25 protein-coding genes are annotated in these 26,544 nt (G+C 64.7%); 8 read left to right on the top strand and 17 right to left on the bottom strand.

Annotated features, from left to right (window positions below):
• Nucleotides 1–8: 8 nt before the first annotated feature.
• The gene (locus JQ631_RS00780; protein ID WP_212322891.1) at nucleotides 9–254 is read right to left on the bottom strand and encodes a hypothetical protein; all 246 of its coding nucleotides are present in this window, start codon (nucleotides 252–254) and stop codon (nucleotides 9–11) included.
• A gap of 486 nt (nucleotides 255–740) precedes the next feature.
• Between JQ631_RS00780 and JQ631_RS00775 the strand changes: the two genes are divergently transcribed.
• Complete coding sequence (locus tag JQ631_RS00775) at nucleotides 741–1,616, top strand: alpha/beta fold hydrolase (protein WP_212322888.1); 876 nt, start codon at nucleotides 741–743, stop codon at nucleotides 1,614–1,616.
• On the opposite strand, the gene JQ631_RS00770 is transcribed toward JQ631_RS00775, so the two are convergent.
• From JQ631_RS00770 to JQ631_RS00760, 3 genes are all read right to left on the bottom strand, one after another.
• Nucleotides 1,613–2,497 (bottom strand): 4-(cytidine 5'-diphospho)-2-C-methyl-D-erythritol kinase, encoded by an 885-nt coding sequence (locus JQ631_RS00770; RefSeq protein WP_212322885.1) that lies wholly within the window; start codon nucleotides 2,495–2,497, stop codon nucleotides 1,613–1,615. The two genes, JQ631_RS00775 and JQ631_RS00770, sit on opposite strands and share 4 nt — an antisense overlap.
• A gap of 38 nt (nucleotides 2,498–2,535) precedes the next feature.
• Complete coding sequence (locus JQ631_RS00765) at nucleotides 2,536–4,332, bottom strand: tetratricopeptide repeat protein (RefSeq protein WP_212322883.1); 1,797 nt, start codon at nucleotides 4,330–4,332, stop codon at nucleotides 2,536–2,538.
• A gap of 317 nt (nucleotides 4,333–4,649) precedes the next feature.
• A complete protein-coding gene (locus JQ631_RS00760) occupies nucleotides 4,650–6,311 on the bottom strand; it encodes an electron transfer flavoprotein-ubiquinone oxidoreductase (RefSeq protein ID WP_212322856.1) in 1,662 nt (553 codons plus the stop codon).
• Nucleotides 6,312–6,448: 137 nt separating this feature from the next.
• Here JQ631_RS00760 and JQ631_RS00755 point away from each other — a divergent pair, with 137 nt between their 5' ends.
• Nucleotides 6,449–7,252 carry a uracil-DNA glycosylase gene (locus JQ631_RS00755; RefSeq protein ID WP_212322853.1) on the top strand — a complete coding sequence of 268 codons (804 nt, stop codon included), beginning with the start codon at nucleotides 6,449–6,451 and terminating at the stop codon, nucleotides 7,250–7,252.
• 6 nt (nucleotides 7,253–7,258) lie between these two features.
• Here JQ631_RS00755 and JQ631_RS00750 read toward each other — a convergent pair whose 3' ends face one another.
• The 6 genes from JQ631_RS00750 to JQ631_RS00725 all read right to left on the bottom strand — a co-directional run bounded on the left by JQ631_RS00750 (nucleotide 7,259) and on the right by JQ631_RS00725 (nucleotide 13,034).
• The gene (locus JQ631_RS00750; RefSeq protein WP_212322852.1) at nucleotides 7,259–7,858 is read right to left on the bottom strand and encodes a hypothetical protein; all 600 of its coding nucleotides are present in this window, start codon (nucleotides 7,856–7,858) and stop codon (nucleotides 7,259–7,261) included.
• A gap of 34 nt (nucleotides 7,859–7,892) precedes the next feature.
• A complete protein-coding gene (locus JQ631_RS00745) occupies nucleotides 7,893–9,401 on the bottom strand; it encodes a glycosyltransferase family 39 protein (RefSeq protein WP_212322850.1) in 1,509 nt (502 codons plus the stop codon).
• A 99-nt stretch (nucleotides 9,402–9,500) separates the two neighbouring features.
• Entirely contained in the window at nucleotides 9,501–10,286 is a 786-nt protein-coding gene (gene rnhB / locus JQ631_RS00740; RefSeq protein WP_212322848.1) for a ribonuclease HII, read from the bottom strand.
• Nucleotides 10,287–10,363: 77 nt separating this feature from the next.
• Nucleotides 10,364–10,819, bottom strand: coding sequence for a VOC family protein (locus JQ631_RS00735; RefSeq protein ID WP_212322847.1), 456 nt, complete (start codon nucleotides 10,817–10,819; stop codon nucleotides 10,364–10,366).
• Between the two features lie 24 nt (nucleotides 10,820–10,843).
• On the bottom strand, nucleotides 10,844–12,007 hold the full coding sequence (locus tag JQ631_RS00730) for a PA0069 family radical SAM protein (RefSeq protein ID WP_212322845.1): 1,164 nt from the start codon (nucleotides 12,005–12,007) through the stop codon (nucleotides 10,844–10,846).
• 187 nt (nucleotides 12,008–12,194) lie between these two features.
• Nucleotides 12,195–13,034 carry an RMD1 family protein gene (locus JQ631_RS00725; RefSeq protein ID WP_212322843.1) on the bottom strand — a complete coding sequence of 280 codons (840 nt, stop codon included), beginning with the start codon at nucleotides 13,032–13,034 and terminating at the stop codon, nucleotides 12,195–12,197.
• Nucleotides 13,035–13,277: 243 nt separating this feature from the next.
• Here JQ631_RS00725 and JQ631_RS00720 point away from each other — a divergent pair, with 243 nt between their 5' ends.
• Both JQ631_RS00720 and JQ631_RS00715 read left to right on the top strand, forming a co-directional pair.
• Complete coding sequence (locus JQ631_RS00720) at nucleotides 13,278–13,853, top strand: glycosyltransferase family protein (RefSeq protein WP_212322841.1); 576 nt, start codon at nucleotides 13,278–13,280, stop codon at nucleotides 13,851–13,853.
• Nucleotides 13,854–13,915: 62 nt separating this feature from the next.
• Nucleotides 13,916–14,845, top strand: coding sequence for a bifunctional helix-turn-helix transcriptional regulator/GNAT family N-acetyltransferase (locus tag JQ631_RS00715; RefSeq protein ID WP_212322839.1), 930 nt, complete (start codon nucleotides 13,916–13,918; stop codon nucleotides 14,843–14,845).
• 184 nt (nucleotides 14,846–15,029) lie between these two features.
• Here JQ631_RS00715 and moaB read toward each other — a convergent pair whose 3' ends face one another.
• Together moaB and ypfJ are read right to left on the bottom strand one after the other, a co-directional pair.
• Entirely contained in the window at nucleotides 15,030–15,593 is a 564-nt protein-coding gene (moaB, locus tag JQ631_RS00710) for a molybdenum cofactor biosynthesis protein B (protein ID WP_212322837.1), read from the bottom strand.
• Between the two features lie 149 nt (nucleotides 15,594–15,742).
• Nucleotides 15,743–16,678 (bottom strand): KPN_02809 family neutral zinc metallopeptidase, encoded by a 936-nt coding sequence (gene ypfJ / locus JQ631_RS00705; RefSeq protein ID WP_212322835.1) that lies wholly within the window; start codon nucleotides 16,676–16,678, stop codon nucleotides 15,743–15,745.
• A 405-nt stretch (nucleotides 16,679–17,083) separates the two neighbouring features.
• Between ypfJ and JQ631_RS00700 the strand changes: the two genes are divergently transcribed.
• Both JQ631_RS00700 and JQ631_RS00695 read left to right on the top strand, forming a co-directional pair.
• On the top strand, nucleotides 17,084–18,214 hold the full coding sequence (locus JQ631_RS00700; protein WP_283841742.1) for a site-specific DNA-methyltransferase: 1,131 nt from the start codon (nucleotides 17,084–17,086) through the stop codon (nucleotides 18,212–18,214).
• Between the two features lie 286 nt (nucleotides 18,215–18,500).
• Complete coding sequence (locus JQ631_RS00695; RefSeq protein ID WP_212322831.1) at nucleotides 18,501–19,181, top strand: glutathione S-transferase family protein; 681 nt, start codon at nucleotides 18,501–18,503, stop codon at nucleotides 19,179–19,181.
• 69 nt (nucleotides 19,182–19,250) lie between these two features.
• On the opposite strand, the gene JQ631_RS00690 is transcribed toward JQ631_RS00695, so the two are convergent.
• From JQ631_RS00690 to JQ631_RS00680, 3 genes are all read right to left on the bottom strand, one after another.
• The gene (locus JQ631_RS00690; protein WP_212322829.1) at nucleotides 19,251–21,797 is read right to left on the bottom strand and encodes an HWE histidine kinase domain-containing protein; all 2,547 of its coding nucleotides are present in this window, start codon (nucleotides 21,795–21,797) and stop codon (nucleotides 19,251–19,253) included.
• On the bottom strand, nucleotides 21,794–22,312 hold the full coding sequence (locus tag JQ631_RS00685) for a biliverdin-producing heme oxygenase (protein WP_349644949.1): 519 nt from the start codon (nucleotides 22,310–22,312) through the stop codon (nucleotides 21,794–21,796). Before JQ631_RS00685 ends, JQ631_RS00690 begins: the two co-directional genes overlap by 4 nt.
• A gap of 177 nt (nucleotides 22,313–22,489) precedes the next feature.
• Entirely contained in the window at nucleotides 22,490–22,936 is a 447-nt protein-coding gene (locus JQ631_RS00680; protein ID WP_212322825.1) for a nuclear transport factor 2 family protein, read from the bottom strand.
• A gap of 91 nt (nucleotides 22,937–23,027) precedes the next feature.
• Here JQ631_RS00680 and JQ631_RS00675 point away from each other — a divergent pair, with 91 nt between their 5' ends.
• Entirely contained in the window at nucleotides 23,028–23,951 is a 924-nt protein-coding gene (locus JQ631_RS00675) for a LysR family transcriptional regulator (RefSeq protein WP_212322822.1), read from the top strand.
• Between the two features lie 101 nt (nucleotides 23,952–24,052).
• Here the strand turns inward: JQ631_RS00675 and JQ631_RS00670 are convergent, their stop codons facing one another.
• On the bottom strand, nucleotides 24,053–24,673 hold the full coding sequence (locus JQ631_RS00670; protein ID WP_212322819.1) for a glutathione S-transferase family protein: 621 nt from the start codon (nucleotides 24,671–24,673) through the stop codon (nucleotides 24,053–24,055).
• A 139-nt stretch (nucleotides 24,674–24,812) separates the two neighbouring features.
• On the opposite strand from JQ631_RS00670, the gene JQ631_RS00665 reads away from it, so the two are divergent.
• Nucleotides 24,813–26,090, top strand: coding sequence for a flavin-dependent oxidoreductase (locus JQ631_RS00665; RefSeq protein WP_212322817.1), 1,278 nt, complete (start codon nucleotides 24,813–24,815; stop codon nucleotides 26,088–26,090).
• Nucleotides 26,091–26,107: 17 nt separating this feature from the next.
• Here JQ631_RS00665 and JQ631_RS00660 read toward each other — a convergent pair whose 3' ends face one another.
• Nucleotides 26,108–26,527: a PaaI family thioesterase gene (locus tag JQ631_RS00660; RefSeq protein WP_212322814.1), complete on the bottom strand. Its 420-nt coding sequence runs from the start codon at nucleotides 26,525–26,527 to the stop codon at nucleotides 26,108–26,110.
• Nucleotides 26,528–26,544 lie beyond the last annotated feature (17 nt).

The following is a 26,544-nucleotide window of genomic DNA, read 5'->3' as shown; positions in this document are numbered from 1 at the left end:
CCTTGATTTCACCAGTGGCGCCAGTGATGCCAACGGCGCCAGCGCCAGCCGTCGTCCCAATGATGGTGCCAGCCGTAACCACCCCAATAATGCGGGTGGTAGTAGCCGCCGGCGTAATGGCGCTGCCAGCAATGGCCCCATTCATTGCAGACATAGCCGGCCGGCACCTCGATCGGCGCTGCTGACGCAGCCCCGTTCGAGAGTGCGACGCCGCCAAGTGTGGCAACGCCGATCAGTGCAGATACAAGCTTCATGATGTTCACCTCCTAGCATCAGTTGGAGGCGATGGGAGCGAAACGCGTTCGGCGCCTTACGCAGTTTTAATACCGATGAACGATGTCGATGAGTCGATCGCGCGCAATGACGGCGTAGGCGCGACATTGTCGCGGTCGCCCCGGAAAACTTTCCGAGCCGTCATGACCAAGATGTAAGGCGCGTAATTCGAACGGCTCATCGCTCGCGGCTCACCCATTGACATTGCGATGGAGAGTCCAATGCGGATGATGTCCTGGTCGCGTTATCACCTCCTGGCAAGATCGTTGTCGCGCACGGCGCATCGCCGTCACGACATGAAGACGCGCAAGACCCGAAAGCGCCGGCGCGTCGCCATGCGCCGCCCTGCAGCCAGCACCAGCTCGCCGGGGCGCCCTTGATCTCCGCGCTTGCTTGTGGAATGGCCGGCAGCAGGCTACTTCAGTCCTGCCGTCGTCATGTCCGGCAATTCGAAGGATCGCGGCCCGATGCTTGCCCCGCAAAGTCGCTATTACGAGTCCCACGGCCTGCGGCTGCATTATGCCGACTGGGGTAATGAAGGAGCGCCGCCGCTTCTCCTGGTCCACGGCGGTCGCGATCATTGCCGGAGCTGGGATGCCATCGCCGGCTCGCTGCAACCGCATTTTCATGTGATCGCGCCCGATTTGCGCGGCCACGGCGATTCCGACTGGACCAAGGGCGGCAGCTACGCGCTGACCGAGTATGTCTACGATCTCGCCCAGCTCGTCCGCAGCATCGCAGCGCCCCAGGTGACTCTCATCGGCCATTCGATGGGCGGCATGGTCAGCCTGATCTTTTCCGGGTCATTCCCCGAGCAGGTCTCGAAGCTTGTCGTGCTCGACGGCGTGACGATGCTACCGGATTCGCCGAAGCCACCGACGCACGAACGCATCGGCAAATGGGTCAGCCAGCTCGACCGGCTGCACGACCGCACGCCGCGCCGGTACGCAACCCTCGCGGAGGCAGCCGCGCAGATGGTGCTTCACAACAAGCGCCTCACCCGCGACCTCGCGCTGCACCTCGCCACGCACGGTGCGCGGCAGAACGAGGACGGCACCTATAGCTGGAAGTTCGATCCCTATCAGCGCGCCTCAGCGCCGCACCGGCTCTGGCCGGACGATCACGTTGCGCTGTGGTCGCGTATCGCCTGCCCGACGCTGCTGCTCAATGCCGGCGAAAGCTTTCTCGCCGGCGCCCGGTCAGCGGGCCTGGAGCGTTACTTCCAGCAGGCACGCATCGAGACCATCGCCGGCGCCGGACACTGGCTGCAACACGACAAGCCACAAGAGGTGCTGGATGAGATCCGCCAGTTTCTCGGGCTGGCCGAGGAAGAGGGCGTTTAGCTCAACGTCCCCGCATGCACCCACCAGCCGGGGTGGTCGCGCCGAATCTTCTCCGCGGAGGCGTTCGCATCGTTAGCCGTGCCATGGATCGCAAAGCACGTCGCGCCCGAACCGGACATGCGCGCCAGCTTGACGCCGGCGGAGTCGCGCAAGGCGCTCAGCACGTCACCGATCACGGGCTCGATGCGTAGCGCAGGGGCCTCGAGATCGTTGGCGACGGTTTCGAGAACCTCGACCCAATCGGAAATCGACCCGCCCAGCTCCGGCCAGGCCGGAGCCTCAAGTACATCGGTCGCGCCGACCAGCAACTCGCCGTTGCGCAGGCCCAACTCCCTGAACACATCCTTGGTCGCAACCGGCACCCGCGGATTGACCATCACGCAGGGCATGCTCGGCAGCGCCAGCGGCAGCAATTGCTCACCGACGCCGGTCATGTCGCAGGCACGCGAAAACAGGCACACCGGCACGTCTGCGCCCGTCGCGAGCGCGACTTCCCGAAGCCTGGAATCATCGAGCGACAGATCGTTGAGGCGCGCGAGCAGACGCAGCGCCGCGGCCGCATCGGCCGAGCCGCCGCCGATGCCGGCTGCCACCGGCAAGACCTTCTCGAGCGCGAAAGCGCCGAGCTTCAGATTCGGCACCGCATCAGCCAGCAGTTTCGCGGCCTTGAACACGAGATTGTCCGACGTCTCGCCGCAGGCCGCCGCAAGCGGCCCCGTGGTCGCAAGCCTGAGCTCGCCCCCCGGCTCCAGTGTGAGCCGGTCGGCGCAGTCGGCAAACGCAACGACGCTTTCGAGATCATGATAGCCGTCGGCACGACGGCCGACCACGCGAAGGCTCAGATTGACCTTCGCGCGCCCTTCTTCAACCAACGCCGGCATCGGCGATACGCCCCCAGTTACCTATCCAGTTACTTGGATCAGCCGCCCTTGCCGTCGTCTTTCTTCTTGTCCGCCTGCGCGGCCGAAGAATTCGAGGCGTCATCCGTCATGCCGTTGGCGATCTTGGCCTCGATCTTCGGAAGCTCTTCCGCCTCGGGCTTGAGATCGCGGGCATGCGCCCACTGGAATTTGGCTTCCAGCGTGCGGCCGACGCGCCAGTAGGCGTCGCCGAGATGATCGTTGATGGTGGGATCCTCGGGCTTCAGATCGATCGCGCGCTCGAGGTTCTTGACGGCCTCTTCATAATTGCCAATGCGGTAATAGGCCCAGCCGAGGGAGTCGACGATGTAGCCGTCGTCGGGACGCTGCTCGACGGCACGCTTGATCATCTTCATGCCTTCGTCGAGATTCACGCCCTGGTCAATCCAGGAATAGCCGAGATAGTTCAGGACATGGGGCTGGTCGGGCTGGAGCTCGAGCGCCTTCTTCATGTCGGCTTCGGCCTTGGCCCACTCCTTGGAGCGCTCCTCGCAAATGCCGCGATAATAGTACCAGACGCTGTTGGCCTTGTCGTTGCCGGCCGGCAGCACGGCGATACCTTGCGAATAGGTCGCACCGCAGTCGCCGAACTTCTTGCGGCCGCGTTCGAGATTGCCGAGCGCCATGATGGCTTCGAGATCCTTGGAATCCTCGGCGGTCACGCCCTTGAGGATCTTGATCGCCTCGTCGGTGCGGTCGGCGGAATCCAGGTCAATGGCGAGCTGGATCTGCGCGTTGCGCTTCAGGGGCGAGGACGACGGCACGCGCTCATAGATCTTGATCGCCATCTGCGGCCGCTTCACCGATTCATAGAGGTCGGCGAGCGAGAGCAAGGCCAGCGGATGCGCGGGCTGGAGATAGAGCGCGAGCTGGAGATAGACCAGCGCGAGATCCTCGCCACCGCGGCGGGTCAGCGTCGCGCCGATGCCGTAGAGCGCCTCGGCTGCACCGGCCTGCGCGGAATCGACCAGCGGCGGCATCTTCTTGCCGGCCTTGGTCTCACGCAGACCTTCCACGATCAGCGGATGGCGGGCGAGTTTCTTGTCGAAGGCTTCATAAACCGCCGTCGCCGAGGCCGCGTCCTTGTTACGCGACAGCCAGCGCGCATAGGCTTCGCTGACGCGCAGCATGGAATCGTCGAGCTTGTAAGCGCGCTCGAAACGGACGCCGGCGTCCTTCTCCTTGCCGGCGTTTTCGAGAATCATGCCGGCGTGCAGGTCCTTGAACAGCGGATACCATTCGGGACCGGCCAGCTTGTCGATGGACGCAACCGCGCCCTTGGCATCGCCAGCGCCATAGGCGGCCCAACCGGACAGCAGCGTGGCGACGAGGTCGGTGATCGGTCCGCGAATCGACTGGTTGATGTTGCTTTGCGCGCTCGAATATTTCTTCAGCTTCAGATCATGCACGCCAACCACGAGGCGCGCGACGCGATTGGTCTTGTCGATGGTGAGGATGCGCTCGGCGAGCTTGACCGCTTCGTCAATGTCGCCATCGTCAACCGAGGAGATGAAGGCGCGGTCGAGCAACTCGTTGTTCTTGGGATCGGTGCGCAGCGCGGACCGGTAGAAGGCGGAGGCGGAGGTCGCATCGCGCTCGACACTGGCGTGACGCGCGGCGAGATAACTGCCGGCGGTGGTGAGCGACTTCAGATCGTTCCGGGTCGGAAACTGCGCCGCCGTGTCGGCCGGATGGTCCGGCGTCTGCGCCAGCACCGCGCCGGGGACCGCCACGATCGCAGAGCCGGCAAGGGCGATGGCAGCAGCAGTCCAGCGGTTGAAACGATTTGAAAACATCAGGGCTCGCCTTGAGTTGGTAGTGCCTGGGTTTGAAGCAAAAGGCCGTCTCGCACGCGAACGCCGCCGGCGACAGGGACCCGGAACCGTCGGGTCGGGACAATGCCGCTTTTGGCGCTTCACCGCAAGGATTCGGACCGGGCGATCCCCTTCGCACGCCCCAAATCGGCCTAGTAACCGTTCAAGTGACGGTCAGGAGCGCCCCAAGACGCCGCTACTATGGCCTTATCGTGGCCGCGGGCACCCGTGGTGCTTCCGGTCTCACGCGAACGTGCGCTACATCACTCTTCGGACCTATTTGGTCGCCTGACGCGTCCTTACATCGCCTCGTAGTTCGGGCCGCCGCCGCCCTCCGGAGGAACCCAGGTAATGTTGCCGTTGGGATCCTTCACGTCGCAGGTTTTGCAGTGGACGCAGTTCTGGGCGTTGATCTGGTAGCGCGGCGCAGCGCCCTCCTCGACCCATTCATAGACGCCGGCCGGGCAATAGCGGTTCGAGGGACCGGCAAAGACGTCATGCTCGGACATCTTCTGGAGATTCATGTCGGCGACCCGGAGATGGACGGGCTGGTCCTCTTCGTGATTGGTGTTGGACAGGAACACCGAGGACAGCTTGTCGAACGAGATCTTGCCGTCCGGCTTCGGGTAGTTCTTCGGCGCGTGCTGCTTGGCCGGGTCGAGCGTCGAGCGATCGGCTTTGGCGTGCGACTGCGTGCCGAACAGCGAGGTGCCGAACAGCGTGTTGAACCACATGTCGAAGCCGCCGAGCGCGACGCCCAGGACGGTGCCGAACTTCGACCACAGCGGCTTGACGTTACGGACCAGGAACAAATCCTTGCCGACCGACGAGGACCGCCAGGCGTTCTCGTAGTCGACGATCTCATCATTGGCGCGATCGGCCGCGAGCGCGGCTGCGACATGTTCGGCCGCCAGCATGCCGGTGCCCATCGCATTGTGCACGCCCTTGATGCGCGGCACGTTGACGAATCCGGCCGCACAACCCACCAGCGCGCCGCCGGGGAAAGTCAGCTTCGGCACCGACTGGTAGCCGCCCTCGGTGATGGCGCGCGCGCCATAGGCAAGGCGCTTGGCGCCTTCGAAGGTGCCGCGGATCGAGGGATGGGTCTTGAAGCGCTGGAATTCATCGAATGGCGACAGATACGGATCGTCGTAGTTCAGATGCACGACGAAGCCGACAGCGACGAGATTGTCGTCGTAATGATAGAGGAACGAACCACCGCCCGTCTTGAGGTCGAGCGGCCAGCCGAACGAATGCTGGATCATGCCCTTCTGGTGCTTGGCGGGATCAATCTGCCAGACTTCCTTGAGGCCGATGCCGAACTTCGCCGGCTCGCTCTTGGAGTCGAGCGCGAACTTCGCGATCAGCTGCTTGGTCAGGCTGCCGCGCGCGCCTTCGGCGAACAGCGTGTACTTGCCGAGCAATTCCATACCGCGGGTGAAGGAGTCCTTCGGCTTGCCATCGCGGCCGATGCCCATGTCGCCGGTAGCGATGCCCTTCACCGCGCCCTGCTCGTCGTAGAGCACTTCGGCGGCCGCAAAGCCCGGATAGATCTCGACGCCGAGCGCCTCGGCCTTGCGCGCGAGCCAGCGGCAGACATTGCCGAGCGAGCCGATATAGCAGTGATGGTTGTTCATCAGCGGCGGCATGATGAAGTTCGGCAGCTTGATCGCGCCGCCACCGGTCATCCAGTAGAAGCGATCGTCCTTGACCTGCGTCTTCAGCGGACAATCAGAATCCTCGCGCCAGTCCGGGATCAGCTTGTCGAGTCCAGCAGGATCGATCACGGCGCCGGAGAGAATATGCGCACCGACCTCGGACCCCTTCTCCACCACGACGACGTTGAGATCGGCATTGATCTGCTTCAGCCGGATCGCCGCGGCCAGGCCCGAGGGGCCGGCGCCGACGATGACGACGTCGAATTCCATGGATTCGCGCGGGGGAAGTTCTTCGGTGCTCATCTGATCTCAGCCCTTGAGACGGTTCCTTGCCATTTGCGCTCCCTTGTTTCCGATTTTTCCGGGTAGGACAACTACGGAAATGCGTTCCGCTGGGATGCAAGGCGCCCTAAGATGAACTAATAGTCTGACTTTCCAAAATGATCCCTGAGCCCGCCCCCACCGTCCGAGAGCTTCTCGCCTTCTATCTGGAGGCTGGAGTCGACTGCGCGCTCGCGGAGGAGCCGGTCGACCGCCTCGCGGAATTAGACGCCCCGCCGCCGGCGCCGCGCGTGGCGCCGGTCGAAGCACCGCGGCCTGTCGCCGCGCCTGCGGTGATGCGCGGCGAGGCAGCTCCGGCCCCCGACATCGCGATCGCCTCGGCGCGCGAGGCCGCGCGCACGGCACCGACGCTCGAGGCCTTGCGCGAGCTCATGCAAAACTTCGAAGGCTGCGCGCTCAAGCACACCGCGACACGACTGGTATTTGCCGACGGCAATCCGCAGGCGCGCATCATGTTCGTCGGCGAGGCGCCGGGCCGCGACGAGGACATCGAGGGGCTACCCTTCGTCGGACGCAGCGGCAAGCTGCTCGATCTCATGATCGGCGCGATCGGGCTTAACCGGGCTACGGCTTACATCACCAACGTGATCCCCTGGCGGCCGCCCGGCAATCGTACGCCGACGCCGCAGGAAACGCAGATCTGCCTGCCCTTCATCCAGCGTCATATCGAGCTGGTGAACCCCGATGTGCTGGTAACGCTCGGCAATCCTTCGACGCAGACACTGCTCTCGACTCGCGAAGGTATCATGCGCACGCGCGGGCGCTGGTTCGAATACGAGACCGGCCAACGTACCATCCGCGCGCTGCCGACTTTCCACCCGGCCTATCTCTTGCGCTCGCCGTCGTACAAGAGGCTGGCCTGGCAGGATCTGCGCTCGATCGCAAAGGCGCTGGCGGCCTGAGCTCTGTCAGGTCTTGCCTACTGTGCCCAACATGATTTGAGGAAGCGCGTAGCGGTCCGCCAGCAGGCGGCCCAGCCATTCCCGTTCAACCTCGCTCGCCCGCGCTGCGAGTTCGACACGCTTGGCACCGATGTCGACGGTCAGCCGATTGCCCTCCTCCGTTTCGCGTAGGCGGAGCGATATGAGTTCCTGGCGACCGAGCTCAGCGCGAAGCCGCTTCACGAAGAGCGAGCTCCAGAAGTTCCTTCGTTTCTGATAGGTGTTCAGCTCCAGCGGCGGAATTCCGGCATCGTAGTCGATGCTGGCACGCTTGAGCAGGAGCGTCTCCGGCACGCCGGGGCGAAAGATCCGAAACGCCGTGTAGGCTGCAAGCACGCCGCCAACCGTCCAGCCGCCGAGCCAAAAGACTTCAAAGGCGTTGCCGTTTCCGGATAGCAGCTTCGTCAGGACCGATTTGAAGCCGAACGCCCAACCGCCCAGCCAGAACAGCAGGAACAAGCCGCCGAAATAGCGCGCCGGACTTCCCTTCGCCGGAATGATGATAAGCGGGCCCTGGTCACCTCGCCTGATCGAAATCTCTGAGCCAGTCGGCGGATTCAAATCCATCACGAGCCCCCAAATGACTGCCAATGTCTGCGGTCTAGCTTCCCTTCGGCCGCACGATGGCCCAGCCGATGCGCAACAATTGCTGGCGTCCCGTCACCAGCCATTCGAAGGCGCGCGGCACTTCGGGCACGATGCCGGGGAAGCGCGCGAGGATTTCGGGCGGAGGGGTCCCCGCAGTATCGGAAGCGCGCCACACCACGACGCCGCCGCTCTCGCTGAACTTGGCCTGCGACATCCATGGTGTGCGCGCCGGATTGGCATCGATGAAGAGGTGCGGCCGGCCGGAATGCAGCGTGATCAGGCTGGCAAGCTGGGTTTCACCTGCGACCGCGCGCAGGCGGTGGTTGGTGCGGCGGGCAAAGCTCTCGTCGAAGAAATCCGAGATCGCGCGCGCCGGCATCGAGGTCGCGATCTCGCCGGTGCCGCTCCAGGGCATGAACAATACGGCCAGCATGACACCGGCGGCGGGGGCCACGACGGCCGCCGCCCACACCGAGCGCAGCATCCGCGCGCCGCGCATGGCGATGAGATCGCCTGCTGCCACGACCATGGCGAGGCCCGACATGACCAGCACAACGCCGGCGCCGCCGACGACGGCCTCGAACCCGAACAGGCCGGAGATCAGGACCGCGCCGATCGCCGGTGCTAGCGCGAAGAAATAGACGAAGTTGCGTGCGAGCGGCTCGACCGGCGGCCGGTAGATGATCGGCGCCTCCTCGCTCTTGCCCGCGAACAGGGATGTGTTGAGGAAGCTCAGCACCGGAACTGCGATCGCGCCGAGCACGAGCCCGCCGAGCAGCCAGGCGCCGTGGATCGCGCGGGCGCCAAGATCAGTCACTTGCGGCAGGGGCGGCAGCACAAGGGTCTCGGCGCGCATCAGCCAGACGGCATAAGGCAACGCCAGCACGGCGACGACGACGAGTGCGAACAGCGGATCGAGCGCGCGCAATGTCCGCCGCCCGCCGGCGGTGGAGAGTGCGAAGATGACGAGCAGTGCGAGCAGCAAGATCGCGGCCGGCGTGGTCAGGAGCAGGAGGCCCGCTTCAATCGACCAGGCGAACCAGGCGTTGCCCCGGCGCTGCCCGATGATCTGCCAGGAATGGAGCAGCAACAGCGCCCAGAGCGGCCGTGCGAGAATCAGCGGGCCGAAATCGAGCGCAGACGAGGAGAACGCCAGCACCGTCATGGTCAGGAGCACGGCGAGCACTGCCTGCTGGGTGCCGACCACGGCGCGCGCCAGATGATAGAGCGTGATGAAGGTCGCGATCTCGCAGAGCTCGGCGAGGACGTAGACGCCGAACATGTGGCCGCCGGCAGCGCGATAGGCGATATCGGCAAGCCAGACCGACAGCGGCGGGCCGAGATCGGTGCCGACCTGGTACTCGCGGCCGAAGGCCAGCAGGGTCGCGAGGCTGCCGGGCGGGCTGCGGTAGAACAGGAGCGCCACCACCAGCCACATCGCGGCCTGGAGCAGCACGGCAATCCAGACGATCAGCCGCGGCCGGGCGCGAATGAGCTCGATGACCAGGGAGGTAAACCGCATGCAACGCCCGCAAGATGCAGCCAACCCGTCCAGCCGGCCCTATTCGCTCACGCCTGTTTTGATAAAGGCCGCCACGCGTCGTGGCAACGACAGTCTACGCTAGGGGCCCGCCGAAGCGTCGATTTCAACCGTCGTCTCCACCTGCACCTCGACCTCGGCGACCTCGAACAGATCCTGCACCGGCTCGACGGTCCAGGGCATGTGCTTGGCGCGGGCGGCGGCGACGGGAGCGAAGAAGCTGCGGTGGTGGATGGTTGGGCCGAGACGACTGAGCGCGTCGAGATGCTCGGGCACGCCATAGCCCTTGTGCTGCTCGAAGCCGTAGCCCGGGCAGTCCTGCGCCAGCGCACACATCAACCGATCGCGTGTCACCTTGGCGACGATCGAGGCCGCCGCAATCGAAAGCACGATGCCGTCGCCGCCGATCACGGCCTCGCAGTCGCAGGCGGTGTCGAGGCGATCGCGGCCGTCGACAAAGACGTGCCTGGGCGCTTCGGGCAACGCCACCACCGCGCGCTTCAGCGCCCACAGCGAGGCGCGCAGGATGTTGTCGCGGTCGATGCGGGCGGGCGAGGCGACGGCGACCGAGACCTGCGCGGTGGCGCAGATCTTGTCGAACAGCCTTTCGCGCTCTTCGGCAGTCAGCCGCTTCGAATCGTCGATACCGCGCGGGATGCGGTCGGGATCGAGAATCACGGCGGCCGCGACCACGGGGCCCGCGAGCGGCCCTCGACCGGCCTCGTCGCAGCCAGCCACGGGCCAGATGCCGCGCTTGATCAGCGCGCGCTCACGGCGGAAGCTCGCCTTGGCGGGTACCGCCTTCTTCGCAGCGACCTTCTCCGGCGCATCTTTGGCCGGCTTTTTGGCGGACTTGTCCCGAATCATGGCCGGGATCGTGCGCAAGCCGCCCGGCCAGCGCAACCGGGAACCCCTCGCAATTCCCGTTATTCAGACGAACCGCCCTACTCCGCCAGATGCACCCGCCTGTCGTCGCCGACCTCGATGCCGGGCGCGACGACGACCTCCCAGGGATGGCCGTCGGGATCGGCAAAATAGCCGGAATAGCCGCTGTAATCGGTCTCGTGCGCGGCCCTCAACAATGTTCCGCCTTTGCCGAGCGCGAACGCCAGCACCGTATCGACCTCCTCGCGTGTCGCGCAGTTCCAGGCCAGCGTGACGCCGCGGAAGGTCGTCGGCCTCGGCTGGTCCGGCAGCTTCGCGTCATCGGCAAGCTGATCCCAGGGGAACAGGCCCAGCACCGGACCACCGGTGTCGAAGAACGCAACGGCCTCGCCCGTCGCTTTCAACCGGCGCGAAAACCCGAGCGCGGCGTAGAAGGCGATGCTGGCGCGGATGTCGCGGACGCCGAGCGTGATCACCGTCAGTCGGGGCACCGGAGCCGGCAGTTCCTTACTCATCACACACCTCGTTCGCTCCGCACCCTAGAACAGGCTGAGCTGCTCGCCGTTCTGCTTCGGCCGTGCAAAATGATCCGTGGTCAGCTTCGAGCGGCGCTTGTTGAGCCCGAGCCTGTCGCAGGCGATCTCGAAGCGACGCCCGATGGTCCAGGCCATCGGTCCCGTGCCCTTCATGCGCTCGCCCCATTTCGCGTCGTAGTCGCGGCCACCGCGCATGTCGCGGATCAGCGTGAAGACGTGGCGATAGCGGTCCGGATAATTCGCCATCAGCCATTCGCGGAAGAGATCGCGCACTTCCAGCGGCAGCCGCAGCAGCACGTAGGAAGCTTCCTTGACGCCCGCATGGGTCGCGGCATCCAGGATGCGCTCGATCTCGGAATCGTTCAGCGCGGGGATGACGGGCGCCACCATGACGGTAGTCGGGATGCCGGCGTCCGAAAGCTGCTTCAACGCCTCCAGCCGCTTCGGTGGCGTCGAGGCGCGCGGCTCCATGGTGCGCGCGAGTTTCGGGTCGAGCGAGGTCACCGAGATCGCGACCTTGGCGAGGTTGCGCTTGGCCATGCGCGCGAGAATGTCGATGTCACGGGTCACAAGCGCGGATTTGGTGACGATGCCGACGGGATGGCCGGTGCGCTCCAGCACCTCCAGAATGCCGCGCATGATTTTGCGCTCGCGCTCGATCGGCTGGTAGGGATCGGTGTTGGTGCCGATCGCGATCATCCGCGGCTCGTAGCCTGACGCGGCGAGTTCCTTCTCGAGCAGCGCCGGTGCCTCGGGCTTCACGAACAGCTTCGACTCGAAGTCGAGCCCCGGCGACAGACCGAGATAGGCATGCGTCGGTCGCGCGAAGCAATAGACGCAGCCGTGCTCACAGCCGCGATAGGGATTGATCGAGCGGTCGAAACCGATATCGGGCGAGTCGTTGCGGGTGATCACCTTGCGCGATGTGTCCACCGCCACCGTCGTCCTGAACGGCGGCAGCTCTTCCAGGCTCTGCCAGCCATCGTCGAAGGCGACGCGTGCCTCGGCCTCGTAACGGCCGCTGGCATTGGACTGCGCGCCCCGCCCGCGCCGGCGCGCACGGTCGATGGCGACGCCAAGCTCGGGGAAATCGGAAGGCGCACCCGCCGGCTCGGAGGGCGCCGTGACCGGCGGGTGCTTGAGAGCAGAAGAAGAAGCTGGACTCATGCCAGCAAGATAGCACGAGAAAGGAACAAATCAAGAACAAGAATGAAAAACGCGAAAACAACCCCATGCACAGTAGCCGTCGGCGCGGGAACACGATCGATGGCGATCGGGGGTGAAGTTCGGCAAGCCCAGGACAACTCGACAACAATCGACCGCCGCACGCAACGCGCTTCAATTTCCTCGGCGCTCAGTGCGTCCCCGTAAAAATCTGGAAACATCCGATCGCGACTTCGATCACGATCAGCACCACCACGGCGATCTCGAGCCGCAGCGAGCGCTGGGTGTCGATGATGTCGGTCAGCGCATCGGCCGTCTCCGCGATGACGGTGAGCTTGCGCTCGAGCGTGTCGAGGCGCTCCTTCAGCTCATATTCGTCTTCGAGACGCGCATAGAGGCGGTCGAGCTGCGGCTTCTCCCAGAGCGCGTCGGGCTTCTCGGCGACGGCAACGCGGCCGGCGACGCGCTGCTGCACCAGCAGCGCGTTGCCGATCAGCTGCAAGATGCCCTTGCGCCGCCGCGAGGTCCGACCCTTTTCGGCGAGCTCCCGCGCGAAGGGCTCGATGACATCGAAAACCGCAGCAACACGCCGTTCGTCGCGCGCCAGCGACGTGCTCTTGGCGAGCGCGTCCGCAATCAGCAGCAGCCGCTCGTCGGAAAACCTGGCGAGGCAGATCGGCCCGCCCGGCTGGATCGCCTCGGCGTTTTCATCCTTGCAGAGCTGCGCCTGCGCGGTCTCCTCCTCGATCGGGCTGAGCTCGCCGGTCACGCGGGACTTGAGGCTGTCGAGCAGCACCTTCTCTTCCGAAGGAAGCAGGCCGATCAGCACCACGACGCCATAGCGGAAGATCACCGCGAGGCCGGCGTGGACGCGAAAGGCAGCGGGCGTCGAGGACACGGCCGCACCGATCTCGAGCCCCGACGGATTGATGCGTTCGCCCAGCATCACGGCGCGGATCCGCAAGATCGGCGTGGCGTCCGGCTTCGGCGCTGCTGGTGTCACACCAATGGGATGTTGATCGGCATTCATTGGACACATCTCGTTCTGCGCAATGTCGGCGGACAATTTGCAGCTCACGAAACCGAGATTCGCCGAAACATTCGGCAACGCGACGGACCCGCGCACGACATATTTGGCTGCGATGGACGGGCGGCGATTTACCATCGCACGCCGAAACGCCGCGCGAAAGTTGCGCTCGGCAGCGCCGCGTGTTTATGACAAGATCATAACGAGCTACGCTTCTCCCGAAGTGCGGATATTGAAGCCTCAATCATGCTGAGCGTCATCATACCGACCGAAGGCGTCGAACAGACGGCGGTCGCAACTCTGGCCCCGTTGGTACCCGGTGCCGCTGCGGGCATCATCAAGGAAGTTCTGCTGGTCGACGGCACCCGCAACGGCGTCATCGAGCGCGTAGCGGACGTCGCCGGCTGCCGTTTCATCGGTTACGAGGGATCTTCGCAAGGTGCGGCGCTCGCCGCCGGCGCGCTCCAGGCCCGTTCGCCCTGGCTGATGTTCCTTCCCGCCGGGGCCGTACTGGAAACTGGCTGGATCGACGAAACCACCCAATTCATCCAGGCCGTCGCGGCGAGCGGGCGGGATCGTGCAGCCGTGTTCCATTATGCCCGTTCCCCTTACGCCGATACCGGCCTTCGCGATGTCCTGTGGTCGATGGCGCGCAAGCTGGTCGGCCCTCTCGCCGATCAGGGGCTGTTGATCGCGCGTGACCATTACGACCGGATTGGCGGCTACCCGCCCCAGGCCCGTCGTTCCGAGGCGCGCCTGCTCAGGCGTCTTGGCCGTTCATCCCGGACGCTGCTGCGCAGCCGGATTGTCATGGTCGGTTGAGCGCATCTAATACTTGCCAAAGTCAAATGATTGCTTGACAATGGCAAGTATTGAGGTGTCCCATGCCCGACAACGCTACCAACGAACAGATCGCCGCGGTTCGCGCCTTCAACCGCTTCTATACCCGCAAGCTTGGCGTGCTCGACCAGCACCTGGGAAGGAGCCCGTTTTCGCTCAGCGAGGCCCGCGTGATCTATGAACTCGCGCATCGCGACGACGTTTCGGCGAAAGAGATCGGCAACGAGCTTGGTCTCGACCCCGGCTATCTCAGCCGCATCGTCCAAAGCTTCGACGAAAAAGGGCTGATCACCCGAACGCCCTTGCCCACGGATCGCAGGCAGTACCAGCTCAGCCTCACCGCCAAGGGCCGCCAGACCTTCGCCAAGCTGAACCTGAGCTCGCAAAATGAGGTCGCAGCAATGCTGGCCCAGCTTCCGGCCGACGATGCAGCGCGGCTCACGCAGGCGATGGCAACCATTGAGACCGTGCTGGAGCAGCGTCGAAGCCAGCCCGCCTCTGTGGTGCTGCGCAGCCATCGCGTCGGTGACATGGGCTGGGTCATCTCAAAGCAAGGCGCTGCCTATGCCGCTGACTACAATTGGGACATCAGCTACGAGGCGCTGGTCGCCGAGATCTGCGCGCAGTTCATCAAGGACTACGATGCCGCACGCGAGCACTGCTGGATCGCGGAAGTCGGCGGTGAGCCGGTTGGCTCGATCTTTCTGGTGAAGGCGACCGACGAGATCGCCAAGCTTCGCCTGCTGCAGGTTGAGAAGAAAGCACGCGGCCTCGGTGTCGGCCGCGCGCTGGTCGAGCAATGCATCCAGGGCGCGCGCGAGCGAGGCTATAACAGGATGACGCTGTGGACGCAGAGCATCCTGGTGGCCGCCCGCGGCATCTACAAGAGCGCCGGCTTCGAACTGGTCGCAACGCAGCCACATCACAGCTTCGGGCATGATCTGGTTGGCGAGACCTGGGAGCGGGATCTCTGATTGTTCCGCAACGAGCGCGATGCGCATGACTGCGCCCTCTCCCCTTGCGGGAGAGGGCTGCGCCGCAGGTAGACACAATCTCACCAGCGTGAGGGGTATTTCTCCGCGCATTCCGTGCGGATGATAGATACCCCTCATCCGGCGCTTCGCGCCGCCTTCTCCCACAAGGGGAGAAGGAAGAAGCTCACACCGTCGCGCCCTGCGCCTTCGGCCGGCGCAGGTGCTCGTCGAGCCGCGGCATGATCTCGACGAAATTGCAGGGACGTGTGCGGTAGTCGAGCTGGGCTGCGAGGATGCCGTCCCAGCCATCGCGGCAGGCGCCGGGCGAACCCGGCAGGCAGAAGATGTAGGTCGCGCCTGTCACGCCTGCGGTGGCGCGGCTCTGGATCGTCGATGCGCCGATCTTGGCATGGCTCAGCATGTGAAAGGCGATGGAGAAGCCGTCCATGCGTTTCTCGAACAAGGGCTCGATCGCCTCCGGCGTGACGTCGCGCCCCGTGAAGCCCGTGCCGCCTGTGGTGATGACGACATCGACGCCGGCGTCCGCGACCCAGCGGCGGATCACGGCGCGGATCGCCTCGACATCATCGGTGACGATCTCCCGCGCGGCGAGATGATGGCCGGCTGCGGTGAGCCGATCGGCGAGCGTCTGCCCTGATTTGTCATCCGCGAGCGCACGCGTGTCGGAAACCGTGAGCACCGCGATGTTGAGCGGGATGAACTGTTTGGATTCGTCGATGGAGGCCATTTCGCTTCCTCTCGTGTCCCGGACGCGATGCGACGCGTGGGCGGTGCAGCGCAGAGCCGGGACCCCAGTTGCATGAGACCGGCAAGATGGGCCCCGGCTCAGCAGCGCATCACTTCGTGCTGTGCTGCGTCCGGGGCACGAGACCTTCGCTACGGCCCGCCGCCGCCGAACGTGTTGCAGGCCTGCAGACTGCCCTGCTGATAGCCGGTCATGAACCACTGCTTGCGCTGCGCGGCCGAGCCGTGGGTGAAGGAGTCGGGCACGACGCGCCCCGTGGCCTGGCGCTGCAGCGTGTCGTCGCCGATCGCGCTTGCGGTGGTCAGCGCGGCATCGATGTCGCCCTGTTCGAGGAAGTTCGGACGCTTCTTCGCCTCGCGATTGACCCAGACGCCGGACAGACAGTCGGCCTGCAATTCGACCTTGACCTGGAGTGCATTGGCTTCGGCCTTGCTGCCGGCCTGCTGCTGCAGCCGCGTCACCTTCGGAATGATGCCGAGCAGGTTCTGGATGTGATGGCCGGCCTCATGCGCGATGATGTAGGCGGTGGTGAAATTGCACGCCGACTTGCCGGAGCAGCCGCGGAAGCGCGTCTCGACCTCGCGGAAGAAACCGGTGTCGAGGAAGATGGTGCGGTCCGGCGGACAGTAGAACGGCCCCATGGCCGACTCGGCCCGGCCGCAGCGGCCACCATTAGTGGCGTTACGGAACAGCACGACCTTCGGACCGGTGTAGGACTGGCCGCTGGCCTGGAAGATCTCGCTCCAGCGATCGTCGATCTCGCCAAGGATACCGGAGATCATGCTGCCCATCTCGTCGGTCGGCGCACCGCGCTTGGCCTGGGACGACGGCCGATCGCTCTGGTAGCTCGGTGCCTGGCCGCCGCCGGTGAGAATTTCGGCGCCGCCGATCAGGATGCGCGGATCGATGCCGAAGGCGTAGCCGACCAGCCCGAGCACGATGACGGTGCCGATGCCAAGGCCGCCGCCACCCATCGGGAGGCCGAACCCGCCGCCTCCGCCCCCACCGCCACTGTCGTCGCGACGGTCCTCGACATCGTCGCTGCGGCGAAAATCATCGTAGCGCATGGCGGCTTTCCTCAGGTCGGCGATTGCATGGCGTGGGCACGCGAAAACCTCAACGCGCCACATACCTAAAATTTCCATTGCGTTAATCAATATCCCGCTCGGCAATTATTGCCTAGTGCGACAGCGTGCGACGCCAGCAATTTTTTCCGAGGGCCATGCATTTTTTTCCGAGAGAAATTTGGAGTCTTTTGCAGCTCCAGCCACTCCCGCAACGCGAAGAAATGCGAAACACACTGCAAAACACGGCAAATGCGTGCAGCGACTCATGCGCAACGCACGATGCGAGATCTGCTCACGAAAGCGGCGGGTTAAGTCGATTTTTACTTTGCCGCTTCATTGTAACGGTCAGTCGGTTGTTTGGTCCCGCGTCGCCGACAGCGTCGCCTGAGTCAGAGTTCTTGAGTCATGGTAGTGTCGCGTCGCGGGGCGTCTGCAAGGGCGCCCCGCACAAACTTTGAGTCCGCTTCGCACAGCATCATCCTCGGTGATTGCGTCGCCGAGATGTCGAAGCTCCAGGCTGGTTCGGTCGACCTCGTGTTCGCCGATCCGCCCTACAATCTACAGCTCAAGGGCGATCTCAAGCGCCCCGACGAGTCCCACGTTGACGCCGTCAACGATGATTGGGACAAGTTCGATTCATTCTCCGCCTATGACGACTTCACCCGCGCCTGGCTGCTGGCCGCGCGCCGCGCGATGAAGCCTTCTGCGACGATCTGGGTGATCGGCTCCTATCACAACATCTTCCGCGTCGGCGCGATCATGCAGGACCTCGGCTTCTGGCTCCTGAACGACATCGTCTGGCGCAAGACCAATCCGATGCCGAATTTTCGCGGCCGCCGCTTCACCAACGCGCACGAGACCATGATCTGGGCCGCGCGCGACGAGAAAGCCAAGGGCTATACGTTCAACTATGAAGCGCTGAAGGCGGCCAACGAGGACGTGCAGGCACGTTCCGACTGGCTGATCCCGCTCTGCACCGGCGAGGAGCGCCTCAAGGGCGCCGACGGCAAGAAAGTGCACCCGACGCAGAAGCCGGAAGGCCTGCTCGCGCGCGTGCTGCTGTCGTCGTCGAAGCCCGGCGATCTCGTGATCGATCCCTTCAACGGCACCGGCACCACCGGCGCCGTCGCCAAGCGCCTCGGCCGCTCCTATATCGGCTTCGAGCGCGACAAAACTTACGCGAAAGCCGCCGAGGCGCGCATCGCCGCGGTCGAACCGCTGCCGGAAGAAAGCCTCGCCCCGTTCATGACGGCGCGCGAAGCACCGCGGGTGGCGTTCTCAGAACTGATCGAGCGCGGCATGATCATGCCCGGCGCAAAACTGTTCGACGCCAAGAAGAAGCTCGGCGCGCTGGTCCGTGCCGACGGCGCCATCATGTTCGGCGACAAGGTCGGCTCGATCCACCGCATGGGCGCCGTCGCTCAAGGCGCGCAGGCCTGCAACGGCTGGACGTTCTGGCACGTCGAGACCAAGAAGGGTCTCAAGCTGATCGACGAGCTCCGCGCCGAGATCCGCGCCGGCATGGCGGCGGAATAAATCGCTCCGACCATGGTTATGATCTCGTAGGGTGGGCAAAGGCGCAACGCGCCGTGCCCACCATGTCTCCAGGAAATCGATGGAATTCGTGGGCACGCCGTCGCTTTGCCCACCCTGCGGCTCTGCGCCTGGCGCAGGCACCACCCGTCAATCTCGTCCCTTGTGCGACCAGCGTCACTTCAGGCAAGAGAAGCCGCCGCGCGGCTATGATGCTGTGTCCGCTCTCGACGACGAACCGCGTTCGCTGTTGGCCACCAACACTTGCACCACTCCTGGGAGATTCCAGATGCTCAAATTCTATTTCAACGGATCGCCGAACCCGACCAAGGTCGCGCTGTTCCTCGAAGAGGCCGGCCTGGCTTACGAGCCGGTCAAGATCGACACCCGCAAGGGCGACCAGTTCGCGCCGGATTATCTGAAGATCAATCCGAACGCGAAGGTGCCGGCGATCGACGACAACGGCACCATCGTGTTCGACAGCAACGCCATCCTGCTCTATCTCGCCGAGAAGACCGGACAATTCCTGCCTGCGAACCGCGCCGAATTGCTGTCCTGGCTGATGTTCGTGGCGACGGGCGTCGGGCCGTATTCAGGTCAGGCCGTGCACTTCAAGCATTTCGCGCCGAAGGACCAGAACCACGATTACGCCCATAACCGCTACCAGTACGAGACTGACCGCCACTACCAGATCCTCGACGGTCGCCTCAAAGGCCGCAGCTACATGGTCGGCGATGCCTATTCGATCGTCGACATGGCGCTGTGGGGCTGGGCGCGGATGGTGCCGTTCAAGCTCGGCGACGACGCCTTTGCGCGCTATCCGAACGTCAAGCGACTGGTCGACGAGGTCTCGGCGCGACCGGCAGCGGCGCGCGCGATCGCGCTGAAGGACAAGTTCACCTTCAAGGCCGAGATGGACGACGAGGCGCGCGCCAACATGTTCAGGCACATGTCGACGAAAGTGGCCTGATCACACTTCACTGCCATTAAAGGCCACGCGCATGCGCGTGGCCTTTTCTCTTGTTGTCGGGATGAAGCTTTATTGGGCCGTCGCCTGCTGCAGTTTGCCGAGCGCGTGTTCGACCACTTCCAGCGTGTACGGCTTCTGCACCACAGGCGCCGAGGCCAGATCGACGGGAATCGGCGCGCGTTCGCCATAGCCGGTCGCGAAGATGAAGGGCACGCCGATTTCCTTCAGCTTCATCGCCACCTTAATGCTGTTCTCATTGCCGAGGTTGAGGTCGAGCAGCGCAAAGCTCGGCCGCGTGCGCTCGATCGCGCGCAGCGCCTGATCGACGTTCGCCGCGGTGTCGACATGACGGGCTCCGAGATCGAGCAGAATGACCTCCGCCGCCATCGCGATGATGAGATTGTCCTCGACGATCAGCGCCGTGTCGGAAATGCGGGGGCTGGCGGGTTGCTGTTCCTCGACGCGCATGGCGGCTCCTGCGATTGACGGCACCAGGTCGACGAAGTTCGGCGGGATCACGAACCTTGCCTGCACACCCAGCAGATCGAAACGGATTTCGGCTTCGCCCTTGAGGTCGAAGGGGACGGAACGCTCGATGATGGTGGTGCCGAAGCCACGGCGCGACGGCGGCTGCACCGGGGGGCCGCCGCTCTCCTTCCACTCGATCTCGAGACTCGAATTCGAATCGACCCGCCACACCACCTCGACCTGGCCGGTGGAATCGGCGAGCGCGCCGTATTTGGCGGAATTGGTCATCATCTCGTGGACGACGAGCGCCAGCGTCGCGAACGCCTTGGGATCGAGCGCCACGTCCGGTCCGCCGATCTTCACGCGGTCCGCGCGCGCGCCGAGATAGGCGCCGGCCTCGGATTCGAGCAGCGTGCGCAGAGCCACCGGTGCCCAGTTCAGATTGGTGATCTGATCGTGGGCGCGCGCCAATGCCTGGATGCGGCCACCGAGCACATTGGCAAATTCGTCGACGCTCCTGGCGGTGTCCTTGCTCTGCGCCACCAGCGCGCGGACCAGGCTCAGGATGTTGCGGACGCGATGATTGAGCTCGGCGATCATCAGCTCCTGCCGCTCCTGCGCGCCGCGGCGCTCGCGCGCGGCAAGATCGGACAATTGCAGGATCACCTCGAGCAGCGTGACGCGCAGGCTCTCGGCGATGCGGATGTCCGCCGCCGACCACGGCTTGGACTGGCCCGCGACCGTCTCCCGCCAGAGCTCGAAACTCTTGCGCGGCGTCAGGCGCGGCCCGTTCGGGCCTTCCTCGTAGACCTTCTCGGGCGCGCCTGCCCAGTTCACCGAGCGCACCACCTCGCGCCGGAAGAAGATCAGGCAGTCGCGCGGGGTGCGCGAGATCGGAATGGCGAGGAAGCCGGCGGCGCGATCGCGAAACACCTCGCCGGCCGCATAGAGCTTTGCGATCTCCGCGCTGGCGCAGATGCGGCCCGGCGACGTCCGGTTGATGAAGGCAACGAGCTCCTTCACTTCGTCCTCGGTCGGCGTCTCGCCATCGAGCGTGATGTTGTTGTCGGACCAGATCGCCACGCCGTCGCAGGCGATCATCCGGCGGTAGTCACCGACGAAGTCGACGATCGCGCGCCGGCTGTGTTCGTGGGTGCCTGCGGTCTCGATCAACCGTTCCTGGATCTTATGGGCACTGGCCTCATAGGCGACGTCGCCCTCGCGCTCGCGCCCCTCCACGATCCAGGAGAACATCTGCCCGAACAATTCGGACGCCGTGCGCTTCTCGAACGAGATGTAGCGCGGCGAATAATGATGGCAGGCGAACAGCCCCCACAGCTTGCCATCGCGCAGGATCGACACCGACATCGATGCGCCGACGCCCATGTTGCGCAGATACTCGATATGGATCGGCGACACCGAGCGCAGCATGCTCATCGACAAATCAAGCAGCCCCGCATTGTGCGTGGCTGTCGACAGCAGCGCGGCCGGCCTGGCGTTGATATCGGCGATGATACGCAGCCAGTTGCGTTGATAGAGGATGCGGGCCTGCTTTGGGATGTCGGAGGCCGGATAGTGCAGCCCGAGAAACTTTTCGAGGCCTGTCTCCGCAGCTTCCGCGATCACCTCGCCCGACCCGTCAGGATGAAACTGGTAGACCATGACGCGATCGAAGCCGGTCAGCACCTTGAGCTGGCGCGCCGCCTCGCGGGCGAGGTCGGTCATGCCGCGGGTCTTGCGGATGCGTTCCAGCATCAGCCGCACCAGCTCGCCGGAATTGACTCCCGCCTCGATGACGCTGGGCTCGGCCTCCACGACAAGATAGGCACCGGAGAAATGGATCGAGAGATCGTAAAGCGGCTTGCCGGGCTGGAGTTCGACGCCGAACACGCGCTCCGTCGAGTCAGGGCCGCCGAGCTGGTCGACGCGGCTGCGAATGGTCTCGATCGCGGTTGCAGAGAACACCTCGGCGAGCGGCCGTTGCAGGAGATCGGCGACGTCGCCGCCGAGGAAGCCGGCGGCATTGTCCGACGTCATGCAGATCGTGAAGTCCGATAGCAGCGTCAGCAGAAAGCCGAACGGCTGCACATTGCCGGGAATGTGGATCGGCTCGCGATCGCAATTGGTGAGATTGACCGCCTCGTTCATGCCCGATCCGCCGCCTGCTCGAACGCCGCAAACGCGCTGCGCGCCGCCTCGATCGCCTCGTCTTCGTCGCAGGCCTCTTCATCGGCCAGTCTTGCCAGAAAGCCCTGCCAGAGACGTTTTCCCGCGCCATGGCGGAGATAGGCTGTGGCCTCGCCGAGGCGCGGATCGCCCGCATCCGCGACAGCCTTCAGCAGAAATTTGGCGCCGAGCCGGGAGCCCTCCAGCACGTACATCGTGCCGATCATGCCGCTGGGCGTCAGCGGCGGCACCGACACGGTGCCGTGCGCGTCCCTGCCGAGCCGTGCGAGGTCTGATGTGATCGCGTCACGACGTGTCCGCTCCGGCCAGTCCGGAAACATCTTGGCGACGTTAGCGTCCACGAGCGCCGCTTCGAGCGGCAGCAGCGCACCTGCACTGGCCTCAAGGAAGCGACGATAGCCTGGCAGGACCGCAAGATCGAAGGCGGACATCTGCGCATCGAGTTCGCGGTGCGCGGCCGCGGTCGCGTCTCTCAATCGTTCGCGGAGTCCGGGAAAGCTGCGGCCCACCTGTATCGAAACGTCCGAAGCCCCCGCCAGCATGAAATTCCTAAACGCGTGCAAAGCCGGGGGCATAATTGTCCCGGAAGCGAGGGAACGCAGGCGGGATCAAAAGGTTCCCGCCGCGTTCCCGGCCTGCCGACGGGACTTCGCCTATCCGGCGGCGGCGCGCCGGGCCGGTTGCTGGAAGGGCCCGAGCGCCTTTTCGGTCAGGACGGAGTCGCAGTACTCGCGGATCTCCTTGATCTTGCCGTCCTCGAGCCGGAACACCAGGCAATAGTCGTTGTCGTAGCGCACACCCTCAGGGGTGACGTTGTCGCCCTTGGCCTCCACCACGACGATGTCGCCGTCGGCGATGAAGCGCTCGGCGACCGTGCGCGTCCGGTCGCGCAGGCGCGTTCGCACATAGCCGTGCAGGTCGTTGAGGATCGCGTCTTTCCCGGTGAAGGTCCGCGACCAGGAATACTGGCCGGTGACGATCCATTTGGCGTCGTCGGCCAGGCTTGCGGCGAACAGCGACCGGTCGCGGACAACAGGATCGGGGCTGGCGGCAGCGGCGAAAATATCCTGCATCAGTTTCTTGTTGGCGCTCGCGCTCATGGCGGCATCTCCTTTTGGTGGCGATACGGAGAACATCGCTGCCTGACGAGAATTCTTCAAATCGATAGTGAATATGATATCTATTCACCCCATGAATTTGAATTCGCTCGACCTCAATCTATTGACCGCGCTCGACGCGCTGCTGCGGGAAGCCAATGTCAGCCGCGCCGCGCTGCGCATCGGGCTGTCGCAGCCGGCCGCGAGCCACGCCCTGCAGCGCCTACGCGACATCTTCGGCGATCCGCTGCTGGTGCGCACCGGCGCGCGGATGGAGCTGACGCCGCGGGCGCAAGCCTTGCGCACACCGCTGGCACAGGCGCTGGACCAGGTGCGTGGGCTGTTCGTTCCGGACGAGTTCGACGCAGCACGCAGCGAGCGGCAATTCCGGCTGATGATGCCGGATCTCGCGGTCGAGCTGTTGATGCCGCCGCTGATGGAGAAAGTGACGCGCCTTGCGCCCAACGTCCGCATCGATGTGGTGCCGTGGCGGGGGCCGGCGATCTTCCACGCCGAATTCGCCCGCACCATCGACCTCGTGATCTCGATCGGCAACGCCTTCAAGGGCTTTCATCGCCAGCTGCTCTACACCGACAGCGACGCGCTGGCGGTGCGGCGCGGTCATCCCATGGGTGCCAAGCTGAAGCGGCGCGACGCATTTTTGGCCGCACGGCATGTCGGCGTGATCATCCGCGGCCAGCCCGAAGACCTCATCGACACCTGGCTGCGCTCCAAAGGTATCGAGCGGCACATTTCGCTGGTGGTGTCGGGCTATCTCGAAGCCCTGCACGTCGCGGCACGCACCGACCTCGTCGCCTTCGTGCCGCGCCGGCTGATCGCGGCGCTGTCAAAGCAGTTCGGGCTCGCCACCGTGACGCCGCCGCTCGACCCAGGGATTGATGAGCAGTTCCTGTTCTATCCGACGCGGGCGCAGATGGACCCGGGCTCGATCTGGCTGCGGCGGCTGATGCTGGACACGGGACGAGAGTTGGAGCAAGCCAAGCGCAAGCTATCGTAGGGTGGGCAAAGCGAAGCGTACCCACCCCCTGATCGTTACGGCAAAAGAGCGTGGGCACGGCGCCATGCGCCTTCGCCCACCCGCCAAGCGCGACAAGACCCTTACGCCTTCTGCGCGTCCATCACCTTGCGCACGGCGGAGCGATCCGACATGCGCTTGAAATGATCGGCGATCTTCGGCGTGGCGTTGATGTCGACACTGTCGCCCTCGAGCCAGGTCGAGAGCGTGTAGAGATAGGGATCGCAGACGGTGAACTGATCGCCCATCACCCACGGCCCCTTCATCATCTTCTGCTCGATCAGCGAGAAGCAGGCGCCCATGGTCTTCGGCACCATCCCCTTCATGTCGGCGAACGAACTCTCCTGCGCGGCCCAGCGCGCGCCGCGCATCTTGTGGGCATGGTTGATGTGCACGGTCGAGCAGAGATAGGAGTTGAACGACTGCACTTGCGCGAAGTCGAAGGGATCATCGAGCGGTGCGAGTTTCGCCTTCGGGAAGGTCTGCGCGATATAGGCCAGCATCGCCGGCGTCTCGGTGAGGACGCCACGATCCGTCACCAGCGCCGGGACGCGCCCCTTCGGGTTGATCGCGAGATAGGCCGGGCTGTTCTGCTGGTTGTCCTTGAAGCTCAGCCGTTCAGCCGTGTAGTCGGCGCCGGCCTCTTCCAGGGTGATGTAGGTGGCGAGCGCGCAAGTGCCGGTGGCGTAGTAGAGCTTGATCATGTCGAACCTCATGCGAAAGCTGGAAGTTAACGGCTGCCGCGCGCCAGGTCCATAGCACGCCCCTCAGAGCCTTTGCTCTTCGCAGTTGCCCACCGCCGCCCGGCTGTGCCAAGACGCCTGCAATCGGAGGGGTTTTGTCATGACGGTACTCATCGCCGGCGGCGGCATCGGCGGGCTGACGCTCGCGCTCAGCCTGCACCAGATCGGCATTCCCGTAAAAGTGTTCGAGAGCGTCGCGGAACTGAAGCCGCTCGGCGTCGGCATCAACGTGCTGCCGCATGCGGTGCGCGAGCTGATCGAGCTCGGGCTGATGGACAAGCTCGATGCCAGCGGCGTGCGCACCCGCGAGCTCGCCTATTTCTCCAAACACGGCAAGCCGATCTGGAGCGAGCCGCGCGGGCTGGAAGCCGGCTACAAATGGCCGCAGTTCTCGATCCATCGCGGCACGCTCCAGCAACTGCTGCTCGACACCGCGGTCGAGCGTCTCGGCCGCGACAACATCCTGACCAGCCATCATCTGACCGGCTGGACCGAGACGGCCGGCGGCGTGCGCGCCGACTTCATCGACCGCGCGACCGGCAAGGCCGCCGGAACGCACGAAGGCGCGATCATGATCGCCGCCGACGGTATCCATTCCGCCGCCAGAGAAAAGCTCTATCCCAACGAGGGCCCGCCGATCTGGAACGGCCGCATCCTCTGGCGTGGCGTGACGCCGTCAAAGGCGTTCCTCACCGGCCGCACCATGATCATGGCCGGGCACGAGATCCTGAAATTCGTCTGCTATCCGATCTCGAAGGAGCCGGACGCATCGGGAAATCATTTGATCAACTGGGTCGCCGAGCGGCACATGCCACCGACCTATCAGTGGCGGCGCGAGGACTACAACCGCACCGCGCGGCTGGAGGAGTTTCTGCCGTGGTTCGAGAGCTGGCAGTTCGACTGGCTCGACGTGCCTGGCCTGATCAGGAACTGCCCGCACGCTTATGAATATCCGCTGGTCGACCGCGATCCCGTCTCGCAGTGGACCTTCGGCAAGGTCACGCTGATGGGCGATGCCGCGCATCCGATGTATCCTATCGGCTCGAACGGCGCCTCGCAGGCGATCCTCGATGCCCGCACCATCACGCGCGAGATCCTGGCGCACGGCCCCACGCAGGCTGCGCTGCTCGCCTATGAAGCCGAACGGCGCCCCGCGACCACCGATCTCGTCCTGCTCAACCGCAAGAACGGCCCCGAGCAGGTGATGCAGCTTGTCGAGGAGCGTGCACCCGATGGCTATGGCGTCGTCACCGACGTGCTGTCGCAGAAGGAGCTGGAAGACATCGCCGCGAACTACAAGCGCGTCGCGGGATTCCAGGTCGAAGCGCTGAACGCGAAGCCGCCGATCGTGAGCAAGGACGCGAAGCGAGCGGGCTGATCAACGAGCCATCGACCTCACTTCACCGCCCTCGCTGCCTCCAGCAAGCGTTCACTCGCGCTCGCGGTCGCCAGCACCGCGCCGTCCTCCGTCATCAGCTTCGCCTCCACGAACGCAATCGTCTTGCCGAGCTGCGTCACCTTGGCTTCACCAATGATCGGCCCTGGCCTTGCGGGGCTGAGAAAATTCACCGTCATGCTGATGGTCGTCGTGTAGAGCCGGCCCTCGCTCATCACCAGCACCGCGGGGCCCATCGTGTCGTCGAGCATGGCGGAGAGCATGCCGCCCTGGATGAAGCCCGCCGGGTTGCAGAACTCCGGCTTGCCCTCGAAGCCGAGCTTGATCCAGCCGTCTTCGGGGCGGGCCTCGAGCAGGCGCCATCCGAGCAGCTCGGCGCAGGGCGGCCTCGTGAAGTTGTCGAGCGCGGTCTTGACCATGCGAACCTCCATTGCCG

It is taken from the genome of Bradyrhizobium manausense (genome assembly GCF_018131105.1).
In the GTDB taxonomy this organism is placed as follows: Bacteria; Pseudomonadota; Alphaproteobacteria; order Rhizobiales; family Xanthobacteraceae; genus Bradyrhizobium; species Bradyrhizobium manausense_B.
Note: the sequence above shows the minus strand (reverse complement) of the source record. Positions and strands in the feature narration are given on the sequence as shown.

Bases quoted from the DNA above. Each gene is read 5' to 3' on its own strand.
- JQ631_RS00780 (WP_212322891.1), bottom strand. From the start codon at position 254: ATGAAGCTTGTATCTGCACTGATCGGCGTTGCCACACTTGGCGGCGTC.
- JQ631_RS00775 (WP_212322888.1), top strand. From the start codon at position 741: ATGCTTGCCCCGCAAAGTCGCTATTACGAGTCCCACGGCCTGCGGCTG.
- JQ631_RS00770 (WP_212322885.1), bottom strand. From the start codon at position 2,497: ATGCCGGCGTTGGTTGAAGAAGGGCGCGCGAAGGTCAATCTGAGCCTT.
- JQ631_RS00765 (WP_212322883.1), bottom strand. From the start codon at position 4,332: ATGTTTTCAAATCGTTTCAACCGCTGGACTGCTGCTGCCATCGCCCTT.
- JQ631_RS00760 (WP_212322856.1), bottom strand. From the start codon at position 6,311: ATGAGCACCGAAGAACTTCCCCCGCGCGAATCCATGGAATTCGACGTC.
- JQ631_RS00755 (WP_212322853.1), top strand. From the start codon at position 6,449: ATGATCCCTGAGCCCGCCCCCACCGTCCGAGAGCTTCTCGCCTTCTAT.
- JQ631_RS00750 (WP_212322852.1), bottom strand. From the start codon at position 7,858: ATGGATTTGAATCCGCCGACTGGCTCAGAGATTTCGATCAGGCGAGGT.
- JQ631_RS00745 (WP_212322850.1), bottom strand. From the start codon at position 9,401: ATGCGGTTTACCTCCCTGGTCATCGAGCTCATTCGCGCCCGGCCGCGG.
- rnhB (WP_212322848.1), bottom strand. From the start codon at position 10,286: ATGATTCGGGACAAGTCCGCCAAAAAGCCGGCCAAAGATGCGCCGGAG.
- JQ631_RS00735 (WP_212322847.1), bottom strand. From the start codon at position 10,819: ATGAGTAAGGAACTGCCGGCTCCGGTGCCCCGACTGACGGTGATCACG.
- JQ631_RS00730 (WP_212322845.1), bottom strand. From the start codon at position 12,007: ATGAGTCCAGCTTCTTCTTCTGCTCTCAAGCACCCGCCGGTCACGGCG.
- JQ631_RS00725 (WP_212322843.1), bottom strand. From the start codon at position 13,034: ATGAATGCCGATCAACATCCCATTGGTGTGACACCAGCAGCGCCGAAG.
- JQ631_RS00720 (WP_212322841.1), top strand. From the start codon at position 13,278: ATGCTGAGCGTCATCATACCGACCGAAGGCGTCGAACAGACGGCGGTC.
- JQ631_RS00715 (WP_212322839.1), top strand. From the start codon at position 13,916: ATGCCCGACAACGCTACCAACGAACAGATCGCCGCGGTTCGCGCCTTC.
- moaB (WP_212322837.1), bottom strand. From the start codon at position 15,593: ATGGCCTCCATCGACGAATCCAAACAGTTCATCCCGCTCAACATCGCG.
- ypfJ (WP_212322835.1), bottom strand. From the start codon at position 16,678: ATGCGCTACGATGATTTTCGCCGCAGCGACGATGTCGAGGACCGTCGC.
- JQ631_RS00700 (WP_283841742.1), top strand. From the start codon at position 17,084: ATGGTAGTGTCGCGTCGCGGGGCGTCTGCAAGGGCGCCCCGCACAAAC.
- JQ631_RS00695 (WP_212322831.1), top strand. From the start codon at position 18,501: ATGCTCAAATTCTATTTCAACGGATCGCCGAACCCGACCAAGGTCGCG.
- JQ631_RS00690 (WP_212322829.1), bottom strand. From the start codon at position 21,797: ATGAACGAGGCGGTCAATCTCACCAATTGCGATCGCGAGCCGATCCAC.
- JQ631_RS00680 (WP_212322825.1), bottom strand. From the start codon at position 22,936: ATGAGCGCGAGCGCCAACAAGAAACTGATGCAGGATATTTTCGCCGCT.
- JQ631_RS00675 (WP_212322822.1), top strand. From the start codon at position 23,028: ATGAATTTGAATTCGCTCGACCTCAATCTATTGACCGCGCTCGACGCG.
- JQ631_RS00670 (WP_212322819.1), bottom strand. From the start codon at position 24,673: ATGATCAAGCTCTACTACGCCACCGGCACTTGCGCGCTCGCCACCTAC.
- JQ631_RS00665 (WP_212322817.1), top strand. From the start codon at position 24,813: ATGACGGTACTCATCGCCGGCGGCGGCATCGGCGGGCTGACGCTCGCG.
- JQ631_RS00660 (WP_212322814.1), bottom strand. From the start codon at position 26,527: ATGGTCAAGACCGCGCTCGACAACTTCACGAGGCCGCCCTGCGCCGAG.